The following is a 20,964-nucleotide window of genomic DNA, read 5'->3' on the forward strand; positions in this document are numbered from 1 at the left end:
AACTTGGATTTTGAAACGCATACAACTCAACCCCTGCTTTCTCTGTTCCTGCTTTCTCTGTTCCTGCTTTCTCTGCTCCTGCTCCTGCTCCTGCTCCTGCTCCTGCTTCCACTTCCGCTGCTGCTTCTGCTTCCGCTCTCCACCACTCAACACGATGAGCGTTAGCTCGAGTACCGCTTTTGACGTGCCGGCCCCATCGGAAGGCTGAGTGGAGGGANNNATCCGGGGGTGGGAGCGCAGCGACCGTGCGGCGCAGCCGCATGCATCGAGAGGAGGTGCAGCGAAGCAAACCGTAGGCGATGCCCCCGGATGAATCCCGTAACGAAGGAACACCGAGCCAAAGCGAGGTGCCGAACGCCGGGGCCCAGCGTTTTGGTTACTTTTGGGCGTCTGCAAAAGTGACTCGCCGTAAGGGCGAAACCGCCAGCGGCAGCACCCGAAGCAACGGATAAACACCCCAACCCCCAGCCAAAAAAAAGCCCCTCAAAAAGAGGGGCTCCCGTACAAAACCAAACCCAGAAATCAGGTCATCTGAATAATGGTCTGCATGATAGTGCTCTGAGTCGAAATGGTCTTGGCATTCGCCTGATAGTTACTCTGACCCTTGATCAGATCAACCAGCTCATTGGTCAGGTTAACGTTGGACTCTTCCAGCGAGTTCGAAACAACCGAACCCAGCGTACCGGTTTCCGGTGCATCGTAGCCCGGGATACCCGAAGCGAAGGTTTCTTTCCAGCTGGTACCACCGATTGGCTGCAGGCCCTGCTCGTTGGTGAAGCTCGCCAGCGCGACCTGGCCGATGGCCTTGCTCTGGTTGTTGCTGAAGTTGGCGAACAGCGTACCGGTACCGTCGATGGTCAGGTTGGTGATCTGGCCAGTGGCATAACCATCCTGAGTCGGAATCGAACGCGCGGTGTCAGCGTTGTATTGAGTGGTCTTGGCCATCGAAATGGTAATGCCGGCCGGGTTAGCCGAAGCACCGTTGGCCGTCCACACGCCGTTGGTGACAGTGCCCGGTACCCAGCCAGTGAGTTTCAGGTCGCTGCTGATCACGGCAGGCGGAGTACTGACCTGAGTCAGCTTGCCAGTGGAGTCAAAGGTCATGGTCGATGCGACAGGCGCAGTGACTTTCGGATCGCTGCCGGTAGCATCCGGGTTGCGACCGTCCACCAGGGTGTAGACCTTCCAGGTGTTGGCGCCGGTCTTCACCATGTACTGATCCATGACATGGGAGTTGCCCTGGCTGTCATAGATCGGAGTGCTGAACGACTTGGTGTAGGTCGCGAGGTTGGTCGGGTCGAACTTGCCGGCCACTGCTGTGTCGTCGATCACCGGAGCCGTCGAGTTCAGGTTGATGGTCGAGGTCACCAGCGAGGTGGACTTCGGCGCCAGGTTCGAGGTGTCGATCTTCAGATCGGTCAACACGCCGTTGATGATCTTGCCGTTGGAATCCACACCGTAGCCTTGCAGACGAGAGGTGTAGTCGGTGTTGGTGATGAAGCCGTCCTTGTCGACCTTGAACGTACCGGCACGGGTGTAGGAGATCGAACCGTTGTTGCTCAGGGTGAAGAAGCCCGAACCATTGATCCCCATATCCAGCACGTTGCCGGTGTTGTTGATGTCGCCTTGGGTGAACTGCTGGGAAACGTTGGCCAGGCGCACGCCGTTGCCGATGACCTTGCTGCCGCTGCCCAGGCGAGTCGCCGAGTAGACGTCTTCGAATTCTGCACGGGAGGATTTGAAACCGGCGGTCGCGACGTTGGCGATGTTGTTGCCGGTCACGTCCAGTTGCTTGTTGGCTGCATAGAGACCGCTAAGGCCGATATTGAAAGACATATTCCACTCCTTTGTGCCGGTTAGTCGGCTCTATATACCAATGGTTTGTACTTTGGACAGGGCGACGGTGCCCTTGCCGGACAGGTTGAGCATCAGCTCGCCGCCGGTCTGGCTGATCGTCACGCTGGTGACCGTGGCTGGCAGGTAGGTCGCCAGGTCGGTCGCGGTGCCGTTGATCGAGGCGTTGGCCTTGACGGTGTAGGTACCGGTTTTCACCAGGTTGCCGTCCTTGTCCTTGCCGTCCCAGGTGAAGCTTGCATCGCCTGCGGCGCGACTGCCCAGATCAATGGTGCGAACGGTGGCGCCGCTGCTGTCGGTGATGGTGACGGTACCGCCGGCAATCGACGACGGAACGGTGACCGAACCGGTCATGCCTTTGCTCGGATCGTCCAGCTGAACCGTGTTGGTCTGCACAATCACATTGCGGCCCACCAGCGACGAAGCCTGCAGGGCTTGCGACGAGTTGTAGTTGCCGGCCAGCGAGCTGACGGTGCTGTTGAGGGTGGTGATCCCCTCGAGGCTGCTGAACTGCGCCAGCTGGGCAACGAATGCGCTGTTGTCCTGCGGGTCGAGCGGGTTCTGGTTCTTCAGCTGAGTCACCAGCAGTTGCAGGAACGCGTCCTTGCCCAGGGCCTGGCCGCCAGTCGAGCTGTTGGTGGCCGAAGCGATGCCGCCGGCGGTGGTGCTACTGGTCTTCTTCGAAGAGTTGGCCAGTATGTCGTTCATCGTCAGGCTGCTGGTGGTATCAGTAACACTCATGGCAGTCGCCCCTTATCACTGACCGAGGGTCAGTACCTTCTGCATCATGGTTTTGGCGGTGTTCATCATTTCGGCGTTGGTCTGGAACGACCGGCTCGCGGAAATCATGTCAGCCATTTCTTCCACCACGTTGACGTTCGGGTAGTAGACGTAGCCCTTGGCGTCGGCCGCCGGATGGTTCGGCTCGTAGCGCGCTTCGAGGTTGCTCTGGTCTTCGACCACGCCCATCACCTGCACGCCCTGACCGGCCGCGTCCTGGTTCTGGAACAGCGAATTGCTGCCGCCGCTCTGGCCGCCCTGGAACATGGTGGCGAACACCGGGTGACGGGCGCGATAAGTCTGGTCGATGCTCGACGAGACGGTCTCGGCGTTGGCGATGTTCGAGGCCACGGTGTTGAGACGGGTGGTCTGGGCGCTCATGCCGCTGCCGGCAATGTTGAAAACGCTGGACAGGGACATGGATTACTCTCCGCGCAGGGCTGACACAAGCCCTTTGAATTTGCTGTTGAGCAGGGTGAAGCTGGCCTGGAAGCCGACGGCGTTTTCCGCGTAGTTCGACTGTTCCAGTTGGGCGTCCACGGTGTTCTGGTCGATCGACGGCTGCATCGGCGTGCGATACATCAGCGACTCGTCGCCATTGCCCAGACCTTCAGCTTCGATGTGACGGCTGTTGGTCATGTTCAGGGCGATGGTGCCGTTGGCGTTCTTCTGGCTCTGTGCTTCGAGCACTTTGGAGAACTCCAGATCCCGCGCCTTGTAATTCGGGGTGTCGGCGTTGGCGATGTTGTTGGCCAGCACTTCGGCACGCTGGGCGCGGAAGCCCAGAGCCTTTTCGTGAATGCCGAGCGCTTTATCGAAGCTGATGCTCATGTCGGGAACCTTCAGGTGACCGGATTTTTCGTAACTGGGTTATAGCAAGCGGCGTGCCAGTTTGAGAAAGCCCCGGATTACGGGGCTGTGCATGCAATCGGCAACACGGCAATGCCAGAAAAGCGGCAACCGGTTTCCGCCGGATGCCGCTTTTCTGCCGCCTGCCACCGGCAAAAACCTTCAGGCATAAAAAAACGGGAGCCCCTGAGGACTCCCGTTTTTTGTGTCGCCAGTGTTTCACTTCGCCTGGTAGATGATCCCCGGGCTGCACTGAACCATCTGGTAATGATCCGGCAGACCGTTCAGCGCTTCGGAAGCGCCAAGGAACAGATAACCGCCCGGCTTCAGCGTGCTGTGGATGCGCAACAGGATGTCCTTCTTCACCTCGGCGGAGAAGTAGATCAGCACGTTGCGGCAGAACACGATGTCGAACTTGCCAAGGCTTGCGTAGCTGTCGAGCAGGTTGAACGAGCGGAATTCCACCCGGTTCTTGATCGGCGCCTTGATCGCCCAGCGCCCCGGCCCTTTCGGGTCGAAGTAGCGCTGCAGACGATCGGCGGACAAGCCGCGGCCAATCGCCAGGCTGTCGTACTCGCCGGTCTTGCAGTTGGTCAGCATGCTGCCGGACAGATCCGTGGCAACGATCTGCACGCCCATCTTCAACTGACCGATGTTCGTCCGCTCGAACTCGTCGATCGACATCGACAGCGAGTAGGGTTCCTGACCCGACGAGCAGGCCGCCGACCAGATCCGCAGACGCTGGTTGGGAGCGGCCTTGATCGCTTCGGGCAGCACCTTGTTCTTCAAGACTTCAAACGGATAGGTGTCGCGAAACCACAGGGTTTCGTTGGTCGTCATGGCATCGACCACTTGCTCGCGCAAACCGCTGCGCGGCTGGGTCTGGATGCGCTGAACCAGCTCACCCAGGGACTTGATGCCTTGCTGCTCCATCAGTTTGTTGAGACGGCTCGAGACCAGATACTGCTTGTTTTCACCGAGCAAAATGCCACAGGCTTTTTCCAGGAAGACCCGGAACTGTTCGAAATCCAAATTACCCGTAGACAAATGATGCCGCCTCTTAAATCGTGTTGAACGCCGAGGGCAGAAGGCCCTTAGCTGATGTCTGCTGCTTTGATCCGGTCGACTACCCGGGATGCCAGGTCATCAGGACGGAATTTGGCCAGGAAGTCATCGGCACCGACTTTCTTGACCATCGCCTGATTGAACACACCCGACAACGAAGTATGCAGGATGATATGAAGCTTTTGCATGCGAGGGTCGCTGCGAATCTCGGCCGTCAGGGTGTACCCGTCCATCTCCGGCATTTCGATGTCGGAGATCATCATCAGGAACTCTTCTTCCGGCTTCTTGCCCTCGTCGACCAGCTTGCGCAGGTAATCCAGCGCCTGCCTGCCATCGTTCAATGCCACCACTTCGACACCGACCGTCTGCAGGCAACGCGTCACCTGCTTGCGCGCCACCGACGAGTCATCGACCGTCAGCACCCGCAGCGACAACGCCTTGCTCTGGGTCTCGACATCCACCACGCCGACCGAAATCGCTTCCGGGGTCGGCGCAACTTCCGCCAGCACCTTCTCGACGTCGATGATTTCGACTAACTGATTGTCGACCCGAGTCACAGCGGTCAGGTAGTGATCGCGTCCGGTGCCCTTGGGCGGCGGATGAATCTCTTCCCAGTTCATGTTCACGATACGTTCCACCGAGCGCACCAGGAAACCCTGGGTCTTGGTGTTGTATTCCGTGATGATCACAAACGGACTGTTCTTGTCTTTCAAAGCACCGGAGCCGGTCGCCATCGCCAGATCAAGAATCGGAATGGTCGCCCCCCGGATATTCGCCACCCCGCACACGACAGGACTGGACTTGGGCATCAGCGTCAGTTGCGGGCACTGCAGCACTTCCCGAACCTTGAACACGTTGATCCCGTAGAGCTGCTGACCGTCGAGACGGAACAACAACAGCTCCAGGCGATTCTGCCCCACCAGTTGCGTGCGCTGGTTCACCGAATCCATTACACCAGCCATGCCCAGACTCCTACACCAACGCCAAGTGTTGTTGCGACGCACATTCATTGCTAAACGGCACGGCGCTTGCTTTTTAACTCGTATGAACGCTCAAACGACATTTTTCCGACGCCTGACATCTCCCCTCCGCAGAGGGCTTTGCGCGATGTCCGCCGTTTGCCTGTCTTTCGCTGGCAGCCCTGCCGTTGCTGATGCGGTTACCATGCCTGACATGCTTATCGGCGTCACTCAGGGCTTTCTTGAATTCACCGTAGAAGACTATCTGGCCACCAGTCAAACGGAAGGCCGTTATGAAATCGAGGTCAACCAGCTCGATCCACGCATGCGCATGCCTATGTGCGACAAGGAATTGACAGCGACACTGGAGAGTCCGGCACGTCCACTGGGCCGTGTCACGGTCAAGGTCCGCTGCGAAGGCGCCTCCCCCTGGACGGTGTTCGTGCCCGCTCAAGTCCGCCTGTTTCGCGAGATTGTCACCACCACCCGGCCACTCAAGCGCGCCGGCATCATCGAGCCGCAGGACGTGACCTTGCGCGAGCGCGACGTCAGCACGATCAATCAGGGTTTCCTGACGTCGGTGGATGAAGCCATCGGCCAGAAATTGACCCGACCAACGGTAGCCGATCAAGTCATTACCCTGGTGCATCTGGAACAGGCGGAAGTCGTTCGCAAGGGCGATCAAGTGGTGATCACTGCCCGCAGCGGCACCCTCGCCGTACGGATGCCGGGCGAAGCGCTGGCCAACGGCGGCCTGAAAGAACAGATTCGAGTGAAGAACCTCAACTCCCAGCGGGTCATCAAGGCGCAGGTTGTGGCGCCCGGCCAGGTGGAAGTAGCGATGTAAGCGGCGAGTGAGCGGCAGGATGAACGGATATTTGAAAAGCCCCTGAGCGTTTGGCAGAAAACTGGCGCTGACCAGAGCTGTTCCCTAAACTGTGCCTCAGCAGGACCTGCAACGGCGCATGCAAGCTCATTGCTAAATGGGCCTAAAGTTTTCCAGGGGATGGCCGAGAACATGGCAAGCGTCCAAATTCCCAGAGGTTTTTAACATGGTCATCGATTTCAGCCGTTTGAACAGCTCCTCGTCACTTACGGGCAGTACACGTACCAGCAACGCCAAGGAAACCGCCGAAACCGGCACCTCCGCGCCGCTGAATACCCCGGCCGAACAGGCCAGTACCGCAAAAAGCGGGGAATCGGTACACCTCAGCAATGAGGCTCAACAGTTGCAGAAGGTCACTGACAAGCTGCGTGATCAGCCTGCCGTCGACAAGGCCCGCGTGGCCGAGTTGAAAGCAGCGATTGCCGATGGCAGCTACAAGGTCGACAGCAACCGTGTAGCCAGCAAACTGCTCAATTTCGAAGCCCAGCGCTAGGCCTCGGTCAGCGCCAGGCTTTTGGACGCTTAAAACCCAAGGCCAGCCATGCACGACACTAATTTATTGCAACTGATCATCGACGACTTTGCTCCAGCTCAACAATTGCTGGAGTTACTGCAAACCGAGTCCCTCGCCTTGCACGGTCGCGACATGCCTCTGCTGGAAGAAATTCTGGCGAACAAGCAGGCATTGATCATTCTGCTCGAACAGCATGGCCGCAAGCGCAGCGAAATCCTCGCCAGTCTCAATCTGTCGCTCGACCGCGCCGGCCTGGAACAACTGGCCAGCCAGTCGAGCATCGGCGACCAGTTGCTCAGCCAGAGCGATGTCCTGACCGATCTGATCGCTCAGTGCCAGGCAGCCAATGCCAGGAATGGCCAGTCGATCATCATGCAACAGGCCGCCACGGCCAATCAGCTGAAAATCCTCACCGGCGGCGAGCCACCCGCGCTCTACGATGCCAGTGGCACCTTCTCCAAACTGCAGAAACCGCGCGCGCTCAGCCAGGCGTGATGCTTTCTTCTATGCTTGCGCCCTATCAACGTGCGAAACATGCTGGCAAAATACTGGCCAGCCATAGTCAAATTTTGTCTGGAGATTGATTCAACGTGTCCAACGTCCTCAGCGCGGATGATGCTCCGCAGCCCCCAAAGGTGCTCACTACACCTCTGGAAATCTCCAGCAACCTGCGCCAGCTGCAAGAAAGCCATGATCCTCTGATCATCACCTTCCACGAGCGCAGCCAGCGCTTCCAGAGCTACCTGATCAAGGTTGACCGGGAAACCGCCACGATTGCCCTGGACGAAATGATCCCGCGCGATGGCGAACGCTTCCTGCTGGCTGGCGAGCCGTTCAAGGTCGAAGGTTTTCATGACGGCGTGCGCATTGCCTGGGAATGCAACGGCACGCTGAACATCGAAGAATCCAGTGGCGATCGTTTCTACACTGGCGACCTGCCCACCGAAGTGGTTTATCACCAGCGCCGCAATGCTTTCCGCGCCGCTTTGAAGCTGACCGACCTGGTCAGCGTCGAACTGGGCGGCGAAAAGCTCAAGTCGCCTATCGGCGGCAAACTGCTGGATATCTCCGCCACCGGCTGCAAACTGCGTTTCGAAGGCGACATCACCGACCGCCTGCAACTGGGCCAGGTTTATGATCGCCTGATCGCCGCGCCGCTGTTCGGCAACCAGCCCACCTCGGTCGAGCTGCGTTACCTGCACTTCGAAGAAAAACTCAACATCACCTTCGCCGGCCTGCGCTTTCACAACATCAGCGGCCCGGCGGCGCGCAACGTCGAGCGCTTCGTTTATCAACTGCAACGCGAAGCGCGTCGGTTCGATAAAGACGACCTCTGATCGACAGGCATGAAAAAACGGGCAATCACTGCGGTGACTGCCCGTTTTTTTATGCCTGAATCACGGCCTGGCGGGGCTGATGTCCGGCCCCTCACCTTCGATTGTCGAATCGGTTGGCGCGACAGGTTCTGGCTCGGGTTCAGGTTCAGGCTCCGGAGCGACCGTATTCTGCATCTGCTCCTGCACCACCTGCTCGTCAACCCGCGGGTCCAGCGCTGCCACCAACGGCGAACTGGACATGCTGTCAGGCATCGCCACGTGATGCAGCGGCGCATCATCAACCTGGTGCAGATTGGTCACGGCTTTTGGCCGGATCCGCCACACCAGCACCAACGCGAAAAAGGTGAAGAACGCGTACAGGCTCTGCGGCCCGAACAGCTTCATCAGCACCCCGGCCGCCAGCGGCCCGATACTGGCGCCCACGCCGTAGGTCACCAGCAGCATCGCCGTCAGCGACACCCGACGCTCGCCTTCGACGTGGTCGTTGGAGAACGCCACCGCCAACGGGTACAGGCAGAACTGCACCAGCGAACAGAGGAAGCCGACCACGAACAGCACCTCCAGCGGCACCTGCGGCAGGATCGCCAGTGGCAACGAAGCAACCGCGAGGAACAGCGCGAAACAGCGGATCAACAGCGCCCGGTCATAGCGGTCGGACAACCAGCCCAGCGGCCACTGCACCACCAGCCCGGCAAAAATGCAGCTACCCATGAACAGACCGACCTGTTCGGTGGACAGCCCCTGCTGCGAGGCATACAGCGGCGCCAGACCGTAGAACGAACCGATGATCAGCCCGGCCCCGAGCACCGTGCTCAGCGACTGCGGCACGCGCTTGATAAAGAAGCGCGGCTCCATCGGCGCCGGGTGCAACGGCGCCGGGTGAATCCGTCGAGTCAGCGCCACCGGCACCAGACACAGGGCGAAGCACAGCGCGACCAGCATCAACAGTTCCAGACCAAGGCCCGGGTGCATGACCAGAATCAGCTGACCGAGCACCAGCCCCAGATACGACGCGATCATGTAGCCGCTGAACACCAGTCCCCGCTGATTGGCGTCGGCCTGCTCGTTCAGCCAGCTCTCGATGACCATGTACTGGCACATCATGCCGAGGCCGACGATGGTCCTCAGCACCAGCCAGGCCGGCAGCCAGTCCACCAGGCCATGACCGAGCACCGCCGCACCGACGATCCCGGCACACGCCGAGTAGGCGCGGATATGCCCGACCCGGGCGATCAGCCGGTGACCGATCTTGCCGCCCAGCACCAGACCGAAATAGTTGGCCGCCATCAACGCACCGACCCACAACCCGTCGACATGGTCGGCAGCCAGACGTAAAGCCAGATAAGTAGAAAGAAGGCCCGAGCCGATCAACATCATCAGCGAGGCGAAATACAGCGCTCGAAAGGATTTCCAGATTTGGCGCATCGGCGTTCCGAGCGGCTCCTTGCAGTAAGTATCGGGCTATCAAACGATAGCCCGACGGCGACATTTCGTCAGGCCTGGGCTGCTAGAACACGGCGTTCCCAGGGAGTGATTTCATCAAAGAAACTGGTCAACTCCATGGTCTTCGAAGCGATGTAGCCTTCGATGAACTCCGTGCCGAACAGTTCCTTTGCAAGCTGGCTGCGTTTCAGACGTTCGAGCGCCGCGTGCAAGGTACACGGCAGCGAAAGATTGTCCGGCACTTCGAACTCGCCCTGAATCGCTTCGCTTGGTTCGAGTTCATGCTCGATGCCGTACAAGCCGGCGGCCAGGCTCGCGGCAATCGCCAGGTACGGGTTGGCATCGGCCCCCGGCAAACGGTTCTCGACCCGACGCGCAACCGGCGAACTGGCCGGAATGCGCAGGCCGGCGGCGCGGTTGTCGTGGGACCAGCAGGCGTTGTTCGGCGAGGCAAACGGATGGCACAGCCGTTGATACGAATTGACGTTCGGCGCAAACAGCGCGGTGAAATCAGCCATGCCCGCCTGCTGCCCGCCGATGAAGTGGCGGAACATTGCAGTCGGCTGACCGTCCGCGTCACTGAACACGTTCTTGCCGCTGCCGATTTCGACGATGCTCTGGTGAATGTGCATCGAACTGCCCGGCGTGTGCGCCAGCGGCTTGGCCATGCACACCACGGTCAGGCCGTGCTTGAGCGCGACTTCCTTGAGCAGATGCTTGAACAGAAAGGTCTGGTCGGCCAGCAGCAGCGGATCACCGTGCAGCAGGTTGATCTCGAACTGGCTGACGCCCATTTCGTGCATGAAGGTATCGCGTGGCAGGCCCAGAGCCGCCATGCATTTATAGACTTCACTGAAGAACGGTCGCAGACCGTTGTTGGAACTGACGCTGAACGCCGAATGACCGTCCTCGCGACGGCCGTCGAGACCGACTGGCGGCTGGAACGGTTGGGTCGGGTCGGTGTTCGGAGCGAACACAAAAAATTCGAGTTCGGTCGCCACCACTGGCGCCAGACCGAGGGCTGCGTAGCGGGCAATGACCTTCTTGAGCTGACCACGGGTCGACAGGTTGGAGCTTTCGCCGGTCAGTTCGTCGGCATCACAGATTGCCAAGGCCCGTGGCTCTTCGCTCCATGGCAACGGATGGATCTGCGCAGGATCGGCCACCAGCGCCAGATCGCCGTCATCGCTGCCATAGAATTTCGCGGCAGGATAACCGCCCATGATGCATTGCAGCAGCACCCCCCGGGCCAACTGCAGACGCCGCCCTTCGAGGAAGCCCTCGGCGGTCATTACCTTGCCCCGTGGCACGCCGTTCAAATCCGGCGTGACACATTCAATCTCATCAATGCCCGTCAATCGCTGCGCGAGTGAACGCTGGCCATCGGTTGTCATGACGCAATCCTTGTTATTGTGCGAGCCGCGAACGGCGACCCGGACAAAATAGGCTTCGGCTGTTCGGAATATCAAGCAGCAGCCAACAAAAAGAATTCCGGTCGATGAATCGGTGATTCAGGGCAGGTAAATACTGAACACGCCGCCGCCCAACGGGCCGCCATTGCGGATCTCGGTCCGGCCGCCAACACCGTTGCGCTGATGCAGCGCGGCGATGCGTCCGGCGAAGTACAGACCCAGGCCGGTACTGCCACTGCTGTGGTTGATACCCTGCACGTAATCGGACTGACGCTCGAGCATTTCGGCCGGGTAACCGTCGCCGTCATCGTTGATGCTCAGCACCAGTTGCCCCGCCTCATCGCTGACGGTGATCAGCAGCGATTCGCGGGCGTAGCGGATCGCATTGTTGATGCAGTTGCCCAGCACCGAGGCGATCAGCTCACGATCGAAGAAGCCCAGAGGACTGAGCGGATCGACTTCGTAAGTGGCGAGGATTCCACGACTGGCGAACACTTCCTGATGCGCCGCCAGTTGCGCCTCGATGAAGTCGTCCAGCTCGTGATAAGCCGGCTGCAACGGCATCTGATTGACCCCGAGCTTGTACAGCCCGAGCAACTGCACCAGCATGCCGTTGAGGTGGGCGAACTCGAAGTCGATCACGCCCTGCTCCGGCCCCTGGCGCTGCGCTTCGGGCAAGCGCGCCAGCCATTGGCTGTGGGCCTGCATCAGCATCGCCAGAGAGTTTTTCATGTCGTGCACGGTGGAGGCGATCACCGTGGAAAAATCCAGTGCCTGCTCGTCTTGGTTCATTCGCCAAACGCCTTGCTTTTCAGCTTCTGATAACGCGGATAACGCGCGTCGGTATCGGGCATCATGCCCACCAGTTTCAGGCAGGCCCGACATTCTTCCAGCTCCGCCGACGGCACATTGGTGTCGGTGCCGTGCAGCAGCGACTGGGCCATGTTCAGCGCAATACTGATGTTCTTCGGTTGCATCTTCAGCGCCTTGCGGAACACCTCGCGGGCCTCCACCAGGTTGCCGGTCTTGTACACGCGCACGCCCTGCCGGTTGAGGTCGGCAGCGGCGTTGCTGGAGCTGAGAATAGTCGGATCGTCAGTGAGCTTGGCGATGTCTTTCATCACCGTCGGGTCATCGCCGTAGATTTCCGCGCAGCTCTTGAGCATCGAGGTGCCCGCCTCGGTCTGGCCGAGCATCTGCAATTGCTTGGCCACCAGCAACGCGGCCTCGGGGCTCATGAACTGCTCCATGCCGTCCAGGCGCATCAGCGCTTGTTCGGTGAGCTTCTCGGCGGTCTCGGCATCGTTGAGCAACAGGCTCGTGGCCTTCATCAGACGCGCGCGAATCTGCAGGCCCGGATCGGTCGGGTTTTCCTTGGCCACGGCGCTGAGGGTGGTGTTGATCTCCAGACGCGTACGGGTGTCGAGCCCGCGCTCACTGCCTTTGCTGATCAGCGCGTGGGCCAGGCCGAGATTGCTTTCCGGATCCTTGAACCGCGATTGCGCGCCCTGATTCACCGCCTGGCGATAAGCCCGGGAAGCGGTGTCGAAATCTTCGTTGGCCATCGCCAGTTTGCCCAACAACGCCTGACGGCGCACCGCCAGCGGCGACAGGCGAATCGCCTCCTCCAGCACCTGCTGCGCGCCTTTGGTATCGCCTTCGGCGACCAGCACGTCAGCCATGCCGTCATACAGCGCCGGCATCATCGGGAAGACCTTAAGGGCTTTTTCGTAAACGCCCTTGGCCTGACTGACTTGGCCACGCTTGAACAGCAACTTGCCTAACCCGGCAAACGCCCACGGCAACGGCCGGTCAGCGATGATGCTGTCGTAAAGGCGCTCGAGCGCTTCGTTCTGGTTCATGTCGCGCAACGCATCGGCGCGATAACGCAGGCACAGCGGCGAATAACGGATGTCCTGTTTGCACAGGGCGATGCAGGCGTTGAGCACTTCCATCGGTTTGCCGCGGTCGAGGGCTTGCAGAATCGGCTTGAGCAGGGTCTTGCGCTGCTCCAGACGCTCCAGCCGCTGAGCGAGGCCGGAGCGATTGAACGGCTTGGTCAGGTACGCGTCCGGTTCGTGCTCCAGGGCACTGAGCACCATCGCCTGACTGGTCTCGGCCGTGACCATCACGAACACCGCTTCGTGGCTGATCAGCTTTTCCATCATCAGGTCTTCCAGCACCTGCTGACCGTTCTTCTTGCCATCACCGAGGTGGAAGTCCTGGAGGATGAAATCGTAGGACTTCTGCGCACACATTTTCAGCGCCTGCTCACCGGTGTCGGCGGTGTCCACGTCCTTGACGCCCAACTCGCGCAACATCGAACGCACGGAACTGCGGAAATCCGAGAAATCATCGACGATCAGAAAACTCTTTTGGTGATACGACAGCATCGAGGATTTCCAGGCAATTGAAGAAGATGGACCATTTCCAGGCGCGCAGATGATAGCTGCCGGCCAAATGCTATCAAGCGATTTCGCGCGACTCTGTAGTCACCGAACGGGTTATCGGCCGGATCAGTGGTTCTCTTGAAGCGGGGGTTCAAGATTCGTTGCGCAGTGACTTAATTGCGCGGCGGTTCTCAACTTCGAACGCGGGTACATCAAGGAATGCTGAATCGTGTCGGCCTGCAAGCTTGCATTTAACCTGCTCGCTCCAACCGCCAGACTGGACTGCACCAAAAACAAAAAAGCCCCACCAGATTTCTCTGCATGGGGCTTTTCAATTCAGGGCGCTTCTCAGACCTCCGCCACCAACACATCGGCAATCCGAATACTCAATGCCGCACCTGTCAGCGTCGGGTTCACGCAGGAGGACGATGGCATGACGCTCGTGCCTGCGATGAACAGGTTCGAATGGTCGTGACTGCGGCAATCGCGGTCCACCACCGAGTCTTTCGGGTCATCGCCCATGATGGTGGTGCCCATGATGTGCTGACGGTTCTGGAAGCCCGTGTCCGTGCTGAGGATGTCGGCGTCGAGCAGTTTTGCAAACTGCTTGAAGTCTTCCAGCGCCTTCTCTTTACCGGCGTGCCAGTAGTCGGGAACGCTGTAGTAGATCTCGGGAACCGGCAGACCGATGGCGTCGAACTTGGTCTTGCTCGGGGTGACCCGGTTTTCCGGCAGCGGCAAGGTTTCGAAGTCGACGGCCCAGTTCAGGGAGCGCGCCGATTGCAGGCGGATCTGCTCATCGAGCTTCGAGCCCAGCACGCCTTTGGCAATCAGGTTCGAAGTGATTTGCGACGTCGGCACGGTGTTGCGTACCTTGATCTTGTAGCTCGGGTAATCGTTGCGAAACGCGCCATCGCGACTGTTCAGATAGACCAGCAATTGCGTCGGCCCTTCGCCCGGCCACATGTCTTCCTTGGTCATGACGTTCATGCTGATGCCGGTGTGGTCCATCAGGTTGCGCCCGACCTGATCCGAGGAGTTGGCAATCCCGTTCGGGTACTTTTCCGAGGTCGACATCAACAGCAGCTTCGGCGACTCGATACCATATGCCGCCAGTACAAAGGCCCGGGCGGTCAGTTTGTGTTTGGACTTGTCGGGGCGCATGTACCAGATCGCGGTGATCTTGCCGTCGTCGCCCGCCTCGATCTTGTAGACGACGGAGTTGTCCAGCACCTTGGCGCCATGGCGCTCGGCCTCATCGATATGCATCGAACCGTCGTACTTGGCGGCAATCGGGCACACCGGGTTGCAGTTGTTGTTGCCGGCACAGGGAGGCCGTTTGCCATAGGGACGGGTCGCCCGGCCATTCGGCTCGAGGATCGGATTATACCCGCCCTTGCCGAGCAATTCGGAAAGGCGCTTGAACATGTAGCTCGGCTTCAGGCCCTCCATCGGATAGGGAATCGAGCGCGGCGGATAGGCGTCCCCGCCCTGCCCGCTTTCGTCCTGGCCGTCGACGCCGGAAACGCCCAGTTCGATTTCAGCTCGAGCGTAATACGGTTCCAGTTCGTCATAACTGATGGGCCAGTCACGACCACGGCCATACAGCGACTTGAGACGAAAATCATTGGGCAGCATGCGCCACAGCGAGGAACCGAAGTGCCAGGTGGTGCCACCCACCACACGCAAATAAGAGGTGTTGTATTTCACCGGCCCTACCTGCTGCAGATAGTCGCCATAGGTAGAGGGCGCGTGGGGCAGGCTCGGATAGGGCGACCCGGCGCCCTGCAACTTGGCGTTGGCCAGCGAGAGTTTCACCGGAGCATTGCGGAACGTTTCCACCACATCACGCCGATTCACCCGGGGACCGGCCTCGAGCACGATCACCGACTTGTTCGCTTTGGCCAGGCCCGTGGCGATCAGACCGCCCATGACACCGGAACCGATGATCACCACATCGGCATCGAATTGATCGCTGCTCATACTGTCGAGTCCTGATTGACTGCTGGCTTGGGACCCCATGAATCCGGGCCGCCACCGTAGGTTGGAATGATGAGAATGCCGTGAGTGGGCTGATACATCATGGCGAGGGAATAGCTGATCAACTCGGCATCCGCCGGCTCACCGACGATGCCCAGATACCAGGCGGAAATGATGCTGGTGGCCGTAGCCCGCAGCGACGGATCCGGGTTCGGTTGCGCCAGGTATTCATCGACATGCTTGTAACCCTGTGCGCCGATCAATTGTTTCAGGGCAATCACGTTGGTCGAGAAATTCGGCGCGCGCTTATCCAGCGCGGCGTAGTAACGACCGGCCAGAACCGGATTGACCGCACGGCTGACCAGAAACTGCGACAGCGCAATGAAATCGTCGCTCGAAACCTGCGCTGCCAGCACCGACTGCCAGGGCAGCGCACTGCCGATCATCGCGGCCAGGCCCAGCGTCACGGAACCGCGCAACAGATTGCGGCGAGTGAGCCCAGTCGAGCTTTCGGTTTGAGTTTTTTCGTGTTTGTGCGTCATTGAAGTGTCCATTGCTCAGGCCTCCTTGCGCCGACGTGCAATCAAGGCCCATGCGCCCAGGCTGATCAACACGCACACGAGAATGATGACCGGGATCGTAAACTTCGCCATCACTGCCAGTGGCGCCTGGGGCCCACCGTTGCGTACCTGTGCCACATCGGCGGCGGTGACAACCGTGTCGGCATTGCCGTAGCGCGACAGCACGTAGTTGCTGACGTCGGCAATCTGCTGGTCGTTCAGGCGGTCGGTGAACAGCGCGTCCGGGCCGAAACCCGGCATGTCGATGGCCACACCGTCGACTTCACGATGCACGCCGTACACGATGGCCGCGATCAGGTTGTCGCTGCGACTGGTGGCGGTGTTGTGAAACAGCGATGGGTATTCCCGCGTGCCTTGACCGTTCGGCTGATGGCAGTTGGCGCAAGTGCCACTGAATATGTGCCATCCCGGATTGTCCCCCGGTTTGCCTCCGCGCAGCGTCAACTCATCGACCGAGGCCTGACCGTAATCGTGGCGGGCTTTGGTTTCCCCGTTGTTGATCGGCACCGTCTGCAACAGATAGGCCGCGATGGCTTTGAGATCCGCATCGCTCAGATGCTGCAGACTGTTCTCCACCGCCTCGGCCATTGGGCCTGCCGCCTGGGCCTTGCCCTCGACGTGACCGGTACGCAGATAGGCCACGATCTCGTCGCTCGACCAGGCACCGATGCCGCTGACTTTGTCGGAAGTGATATTGGGGGCATACCAACTGCCCAGTGATCCGCCGGCCAACGGTTTTGCGCTGTCGGCCGCCATCAGGACATTGCGCGGTGTGTGGCAGGTATCGCAGTGAGCCAGGCCGTTGACCAGATAGTCGCCACGGTTGACCTCGGCGGACTTGGCCGGATCCGGCGTAAAGCGCGCCGTGCTGTGGAACAGCGCGTTCCAGCCAATCATCGATGCGCGGATATTGAACGGGAAATCCAGAACGGTTTTCTGGTTCGGCGTATCGACCGGCGCCACTTCATGCATGAAGTAGTCGTAGAGCGCAGCAATGTCGCTGTCGGTCATCTTCGAATAAGAGGTGTAGGGCATCGCCGGGTAAAGCCGAGTGCCATCGGCCGCCACCCCGTCACGCACCGCACGGGCGAATTGCTCAGACGTGTAATTGCCGATACCCGCCGTTTTCGAAGGCGTGATGTTGGTCGAGTAGATCGTGCCCATCGGTGAGCCGAGCGGATAGCCGCCCGCAAAAGCCCTGCCGCCTGGCGCCGTATGGCAAGCCACACAGTCAGCCGCTACCGCCAGACGCTTGCCCGCCGAGGCCATGCTGTCGAGCGTCTCGCCGTACGCGGTGCCAGCTATGGCGATCAGCAGCGTAACCAATCCGGCAGAGGCGTACCCCCTGCGTTTCCCTTTATCAATGCGACGCGACATGAGTCCTACCCTAGGCTGCTTCGTTCTTTTTTTTCACGGTTCTGGAAATCACGAACACAGCGTCCTCGTCATCTTGAGCGACAAGGACGAAGAGGTACGATGTCGTACGTATTTATTGGAATATTCCACACAATGTAACACTTGGCAACAAATAGAAAAGGCCAAGTGCCATCTTTTGTATGTATGTGCTGAATGCTCTAAAACGCTGGTTACAAGGGGGTTTAATGCGGAATATATTTAGATAAGAAACAACTGGTAACCCTACAGTTGTGGACTCCGCAGCCGAAAGATGTACGACGACAAGCCATTTCGTACGAGCTGCGCTCGATATTGCTCCGCCCCCACATGTCAGCAGGATGCCCCTTATGAGTTGGTTGAATGACGCAAGACTTTCCACGAAATTGATCACGGCCTTCGCGGCGTGCGCCTTCATCACCCTAGGGGTGGGCCTGCTGGGAAGCCGGGGAGTGACCGAACTCTCGACAAGCCTCAGATCGGTGTTCGGCAACAACCTCGTCGCCGTCGCCAACATCGCGCAGACCAAAATCAAGGCTGTCGGACAGACCCGTGACATGTATCGGCTTTACGTCGCCACTGCCGCCAACCTGCCCCAGAGCACCAAAGACGAATTTCTCGCCTCGATGAGCGCCAACCAGTTGGCGAGTGAAAAAGCCTTTGCCGAATACCGGAAAACCGAGCTTGCCGACGACGAACGTGCAGCCGGTGACCGGATGGAGAAGGCCTGGCCCGTTTACCAGGCGATCGTGCAAAGGTATCTGGGCCTGATGAAGGCCGGCGACCTGGAAAATGGCCGCGAACTGCTGCTCGGCGACCTGCAGAAAAACTACCGCGTCGTCATGGACGAATTGACCATCATGACCAACTCCAACGACATGCAGGTCAGCGAAGCCGCAAAGCGATCGGTTCTGACGGAGTCCTCTGCCAAGACCTCGCTGTACATCGGCATCGTGCTGGCCTTTGTCGCGGCGATTTTGCTCGGCCTGTTCATCAGCCGACTGATCAGCCGCCCCATCTCCAAAGCCGTTGAAAGCGCCCGAAGCATCGCTGGCGGCGACTTGACTCAAAACATCGTCAGCACCGGCCGCGACGAGGCCGGCCAGCTGCTCACGGCCCTGGCCGAGATGCAGGGCAGTCTGAAAAGCACTATTCAGCAGATCGCCAGCGCGGCAGATCAACTGGCGTCCGCTGCCGAAGAACTCACCGCCGTCACAGACAATGGAAGCCGCGGACTGATTCGTCAGAACGACGAGATCCAGCAGGCAGCGACGGCTGTCACGGAAATGACCTCCGCCGTGGAGGAAGTTGCGCGCAATGCGGTATCCACCTCCGAGGCCTCCCAGACCACCAGCCGGGAAGCCAGCAACGGCCGCGATCAAGCGCGAAACGCCGTTGCCGCGATCAACCATGCAACCACGGAAATCGCCACCTCCACCACCATGGTCAAGGATCTGGCGGAGAAAGTTCGAGACATCGGCAAGGTTCTGGATGTGATCCGGGGGATTGCCGAGCAAACCAATCTGCTGGCGCTTAACGCCGCCATCGAGGCTGCACGCGCGGGTGAGCAAGGTCGAGGTTTTGCCGTGGTCGCCGACGAGGTACGAGCCCTGGCGGCAAGAACCCAGGCTTCGACGGGGGAAATCGAAGGCATGATCAACGACGTTCGCAACAGTGCAGACGAAGCCGTCGGCGCCATGGGGAAAAGCCAGGCGCTGGTCAGCGAAACCCAGTCACTGGCGCAAGCGACCGGCCAGGCATTGGAGCTGATTGCCGACGGCATCTCGCAGATCAATGATCGCAACCTCGTCATCGCGACAGCCTCGGAAGAACAGGCACACGTAGCTCGCGAAGTGGACCGAAATCTGGTCAACATCCAGGATCTCTCCACCCAGACGGCGGCAGGCGCGCATCAGACCAGCGCCTCGACCCAGGAACTGTCCAACCTGGCGGCGTCGTTCAACACCCTGGTCAGTCGCTTCCGCTTGTAAACTCGCGACAACAAAAAAGCCCCGCCAGATCACTCTGCGCGGGGCTTTTTCCATAGATGGTGTCCCAGGGCAGGTTCGAACTGCCAACCTTCCCCTTAGGAGGGGGATGCTCTATCCAATTGAGCTACTGGGACACAAATCTGTCGGTGCGACAGACGGCGTGCATGTTAACGGCCGGGCCCTGTTTTGTCATGTCGTCCGCAGGGCTTTTTAAGTGTAGGCAGGCGCCTTGCAAGGGTGCCGGACGTTTTACCGTGCAATTTGCATCATCCGCAAAAGCCATCATTGCAAAATGCAATGTACGAGGCTCGAAAAACCCTTCTAAATGCTTGTTTTTAAAGGACTTAACAGCGGTTAGACTGTTGGCACGACGGCTGCTTTACAGGTTCTTATACAAGAACAACCGGAGACTCGTCTCATGAACAGCGCCCTCGTGTTCGCAAACGCAATCGCACTGACTGTCCTGGTGGGCTTTCACTTCGCCCCCGAGGACAACGAGAAAGTGGCCGGGCGCATGCCGCACTACCTGCAAGTGCAGAAGGCGCCACAATGGGCGGTCTTGAGCGATCAAAGCTTCGCTCCGCAAGCAGTCAGCGAGTCTGAACAGGCGTTGCCGACGCATTCGACTGAACGTCTGGTTTTTTGAAATATCTTCAGGAGTACAGCATGTCCAAGTCAGCTGCAGGATTTCTGATCCTCGCCTTATTGAGTGGCCTCGGGCATTTTTCGCTGTTCGAGGAAACCGAAATATCCCTGCCCCTGATCGGTTGCGGCGTCTTTTCGGCGCTGTTCGTATTGGCACTGGTGGCCGGGCGCAAGATCAAGTTTGATCCGGTATTGCGCTGAACCTGACCAGCTCCAGCAGATGATTGACTGCATCGGCCAGAGCGCCCGAGTTGTCGATCAGGTGCACAGGACTATCAGTTGAACGCCTGTCCTTGAACAGCGTATTGCGCGCCAGCCTCGCATCGATCTGCTCAAGCGTCTCCCGGCCACGCCGGAGCAGTCGCTCACGCAGGACATCCTCCCGAACCGTCAGCAACACCGGCACCAAAGTCGGGTAGCTTTCCAGCGCTTGCCGAAGGTTTGCCCGAGAGCCGTTTACCAGGACGTGTTTGCCGGCTTTCAGCCATTGATCCATTTCCACCGGAATGCCATAGGCGAGACCGTTAGCCTGCCACGCCAGTGAAAACTCGCCGGCACGCTGACGTCGCTCGAACTCCTGCGGCGTCACACCGATCGCATCCTCACCCACGGATTCGGCCGAACGGGTGATGACCCGACGCATGACTTCACAATTCAACGCCCGCAAAGGTTCGCGCGCAGCCTCAATCAGGCTGTCCTTGCCGGAGCCGGAAGGTCCCATGAGATAAATCAAATTGCCATCCATCCTGAAAACGCCCTCCGGCGGGCAGTTGCCCCTAGTAAATCGGCCATTTGCCACTATCCTGTACAAGGTAAGGAACAACGATTCAACCCGCATAGCATGCACGTTCTGAGGCCTTCGGGCATCAGCCGACGTGCTTCAGGA

The 20,964-nt window shown here is 59.3% G+C and carries 21 protein-coding genes, 1 tRNA gene and 1 pseudogene; 8 read left to right on the forward strand and 15 right to left on the reverse strand.

The features are described from left to right. Positions 1–522: 522 nt before the first annotated feature. From flgE to ACTJK9_RS11590, 6 genes are all read right to left on the reverse strand, one after another. Positions 523–1,836, reverse strand: coding sequence for a flagellar hook protein FlgE (gene flgE, locus ACTJK9_RS11565; RefSeq protein ID WP_064383586.1), 1,314 nt, complete (start codon positions 1,834–1,836; stop codon positions 523–525). Between the two features lie 30 nt (positions 1,837–1,866). Then, complete coding sequence (gene flgD / locus ACTJK9_RS11570) at positions 1,867–2,595, reverse strand: flagellar hook assembly protein FlgD (RefSeq protein WP_085610718.1); 729 nt, start codon at positions 2,593–2,595, stop codon at positions 1,867–1,869. A gap of 15 nt (positions 2,596–2,610) precedes the next feature. Further along, positions 2,611–3,054 carry a flagellar basal body rod protein FlgC gene (gene flgC, locus ACTJK9_RS11575; RefSeq protein WP_007960329.1) on the reverse strand — a complete coding sequence of 148 codons (444 nt, stop codon included), beginning with the start codon at positions 3,052–3,054 and terminating at the stop codon, positions 2,611–2,613. Between the two features lie 3 nt (positions 3,055–3,057). After that, on the reverse strand, positions 3,058–3,465 hold the full coding sequence (flgB, locus tag ACTJK9_RS11580) for a flagellar basal body rod protein FlgB (RefSeq protein ID WP_007960328.1): 408 nt from the start codon (positions 3,463–3,465) through the stop codon (positions 3,058–3,060). A 237-nt stretch (positions 3,466–3,702) separates the two neighbouring features. Beyond that, complete coding sequence (gene cheR / locus ACTJK9_RS11585) at positions 3,703–4,530, reverse strand: protein-glutamate O-methyltransferase CheR (RefSeq protein ID WP_085610719.1); 828 nt, start codon at positions 4,528–4,530, stop codon at positions 3,703–3,705. A 47-nt stretch (positions 4,531–4,577) separates the two neighbouring features. Beyond that, positions 4,578–5,510 carry a chemotaxis protein CheV gene (locus tag ACTJK9_RS11590; protein ID WP_011335509.1) on the reverse strand — a complete coding sequence of 311 codons (933 nt, stop codon included), beginning with the start codon at positions 5,508–5,510 and terminating at the stop codon, positions 4,578–4,580. 82 nt (positions 5,511–5,592) lie between these two features. Here ACTJK9_RS11590 and flgA point away from each other — a divergent pair, with 82 nt between their 5' ends. The 4 genes from flgA to ACTJK9_RS11610 all read left to right on the forward strand — a co-directional run bounded on the left by flgA (position 5,593) and on the right by ACTJK9_RS11610 (position 8,244). Next, positions 5,593–6,354 carry a flagellar basal body P-ring formation chaperone FlgA gene (gene flgA, locus ACTJK9_RS11595; RefSeq protein ID WP_064598681.1) on the forward strand — a complete coding sequence of 254 codons (762 nt, stop codon included), beginning with the start codon at positions 5,593–5,595 and terminating at the stop codon, positions 6,352–6,354. 205 nt (positions 6,355–6,559) lie between these two features. Further along, positions 6,560–6,886, forward strand: coding sequence for a flagellar biosynthesis anti-sigma factor FlgM (flgM, locus tag ACTJK9_RS11600; protein WP_007960324.1), 327 nt, complete (start codon positions 6,560–6,562; stop codon positions 6,884–6,886). Between the two features lie 48 nt (positions 6,887–6,934). After that, positions 6,935–7,402: a flagella synthesis protein FlgN gene (locus tag ACTJK9_RS11605; protein WP_039772108.1), complete on the forward strand. Its 468-nt coding sequence runs from the start codon at positions 6,935–6,937 to the stop codon at positions 7,400–7,402. A gap of 95 nt (positions 7,403–7,497) precedes the next feature. Then, positions 7,498–8,244, forward strand: coding sequence for a flagellar brake protein (locus ACTJK9_RS11610; RefSeq protein WP_039772106.1), 747 nt, complete (start codon positions 7,498–7,500; stop codon positions 8,242–8,244). Between the two features lie 60 nt (positions 8,245–8,304). Here ACTJK9_RS11610 and ACTJK9_RS11615 read toward each other — a convergent pair whose 3' ends face one another. From ACTJK9_RS11615 to ACTJK9_RS11645, 7 genes are all read right to left on the reverse strand, one after another. After that, the gene (locus ACTJK9_RS11615; protein WP_085610720.1) at positions 8,305–9,669 is read right to left on the reverse strand and encodes an MFS transporter; all 1,365 of its coding nucleotides are present in this window, start codon (positions 9,667–9,669) and stop codon (positions 8,305–8,307) included. Positions 9,670–9,737: 68 nt separating this feature from the next. After that, positions 9,738–10,979 carry a glutamine synthetase family protein gene (locus ACTJK9_RS11620; RefSeq protein WP_178076447.1) on the reverse strand — a complete coding sequence of 414 codons (1,242 nt, stop codon included), beginning with the start codon at positions 10,977–10,979 and terminating at the stop codon, positions 9,738–9,740. A gap of 219 nt (positions 10,980–11,198) precedes the next feature. Continuing rightward, the gene (locus ACTJK9_RS11625; protein ID WP_064598685.1) at positions 11,199–11,891 is read right to left on the reverse strand and encodes a sensor histidine kinase; all 693 of its coding nucleotides are present in this window, start codon (positions 11,889–11,891) and stop codon (positions 11,199–11,201) included. Continuing rightward, positions 11,888–13,492, reverse strand: a complete 1,605-nt coding sequence (locus ACTJK9_RS11630) for a tetratricopeptide repeat-containing response regulator (RefSeq protein ID WP_085647368.1) — start codon at positions 13,490–13,492, stop codon at positions 11,888–11,890. The genes ACTJK9_RS11625 and ACTJK9_RS11630 overlap by 4 nt, the downstream gene beginning before the upstream one ends. Positions 13,493–13,837: 345 nt before the next feature. Beyond that, the gene (locus ACTJK9_RS11635; RefSeq protein ID WP_064383602.1) at positions 13,838–15,472 is read right to left on the reverse strand and encodes a GMC family oxidoreductase; all 1,635 of its coding nucleotides are present in this window, start codon (positions 15,470–15,472) and stop codon (positions 13,838–13,840) included. Further along, a complete protein-coding gene (locus ACTJK9_RS11640) occupies positions 15,469–16,023 on the reverse strand; it encodes a sugar dehydrogenase complex small subunit (RefSeq protein ID WP_085610723.1) in 555 nt (184 codons plus the stop codon). Before ACTJK9_RS11640 ends, ACTJK9_RS11635 begins: the two co-directional genes overlap by 4 nt. A gap of 3 nt (positions 16,024–16,026) precedes the next feature. Next, positions 16,027–17,427 carry a c-type cytochrome gene (locus ACTJK9_RS11645; RefSeq protein ID WP_440813927.1) on the reverse strand — a complete coding sequence of 467 codons (1,401 nt, stop codon included), beginning with the start codon at positions 17,425–17,427 and terminating at the stop codon, positions 16,027–16,029. Between the two features lie 365 nt (positions 17,428–17,792). Between ACTJK9_RS11645 and ACTJK9_RS11650 the strand changes: the two are divergent. Continuing rightward, a pseudogene (locus tag ACTJK9_RS11650) lies at positions 17,793–18,575 on the forward strand (MCP four helix bundle domain-containing protein); the annotation flags it as partial. Further along, positions 18,570–19,433 (forward strand): methyl-accepting chemotaxis protein, encoded by an 864-nt coding sequence (locus ACTJK9_RS11655; protein WP_404943279.1) that lies wholly within the window; start codon positions 18,570–18,572, stop codon positions 19,431–19,433. The pseudogene ACTJK9_RS11650 and the gene ACTJK9_RS11655, both read left to right, overlap by 6 nt. Positions 19,434–19,490: 57 nt before the next feature. Here the strand turns inward: ACTJK9_RS11655 and ACTJK9_RS11660 are convergent. Beyond that, a tRNA-Arg gene (locus tag ACTJK9_RS11660) sits at positions 19,491–19,567 on the reverse strand. Positions 19,568–19,851: 284 nt separating this feature from the next. Here ACTJK9_RS11660 and ACTJK9_RS11665 point away from each other — a divergent pair. Both ACTJK9_RS11665 and ACTJK9_RS11670 read left to right on the forward strand, forming a co-directional pair. Then, positions 19,852–20,079 (forward strand): hypothetical protein, encoded by a 228-nt coding sequence (locus tag ACTJK9_RS11665; protein WP_085610726.1) that lies wholly within the window; start codon positions 19,852–19,854, stop codon positions 20,077–20,079. 20 nt (positions 20,080–20,099) lie between these two features. Further along, positions 20,100–20,279, forward strand: a complete 180-nt coding sequence (locus tag ACTJK9_RS11670) for a PA3371 family protein (protein WP_007960291.1) — start codon at positions 20,100–20,102, stop codon at positions 20,277–20,279. On the opposite strand, the gene phnN is transcribed toward ACTJK9_RS11670, so the two are convergent. Beyond that, positions 20,254–20,823 (reverse strand): phosphonate metabolism protein/1,5-bisphosphokinase (PRPP-forming) PhnN, encoded by a 570-nt coding sequence (gene phnN, locus ACTJK9_RS11675; RefSeq protein WP_085610728.1) that lies wholly within the window; start codon positions 20,821–20,823, stop codon positions 20,254–20,256. The two genes, ACTJK9_RS11670 and phnN, sit on opposite strands and share 26 nt — an antisense overlap. Positions 20,824–20,964 lie beyond the last annotated feature (141 nt).

This window comes from Pseudomonas sp. 22082, from assembly GCF_052046055.1.
GTDB lineage: Bacteria > Pseudomonadota > Gammaproteobacteria > Pseudomonadales > Pseudomonadaceae > Aquipseudomonas > Aquipseudomonas pharyngis.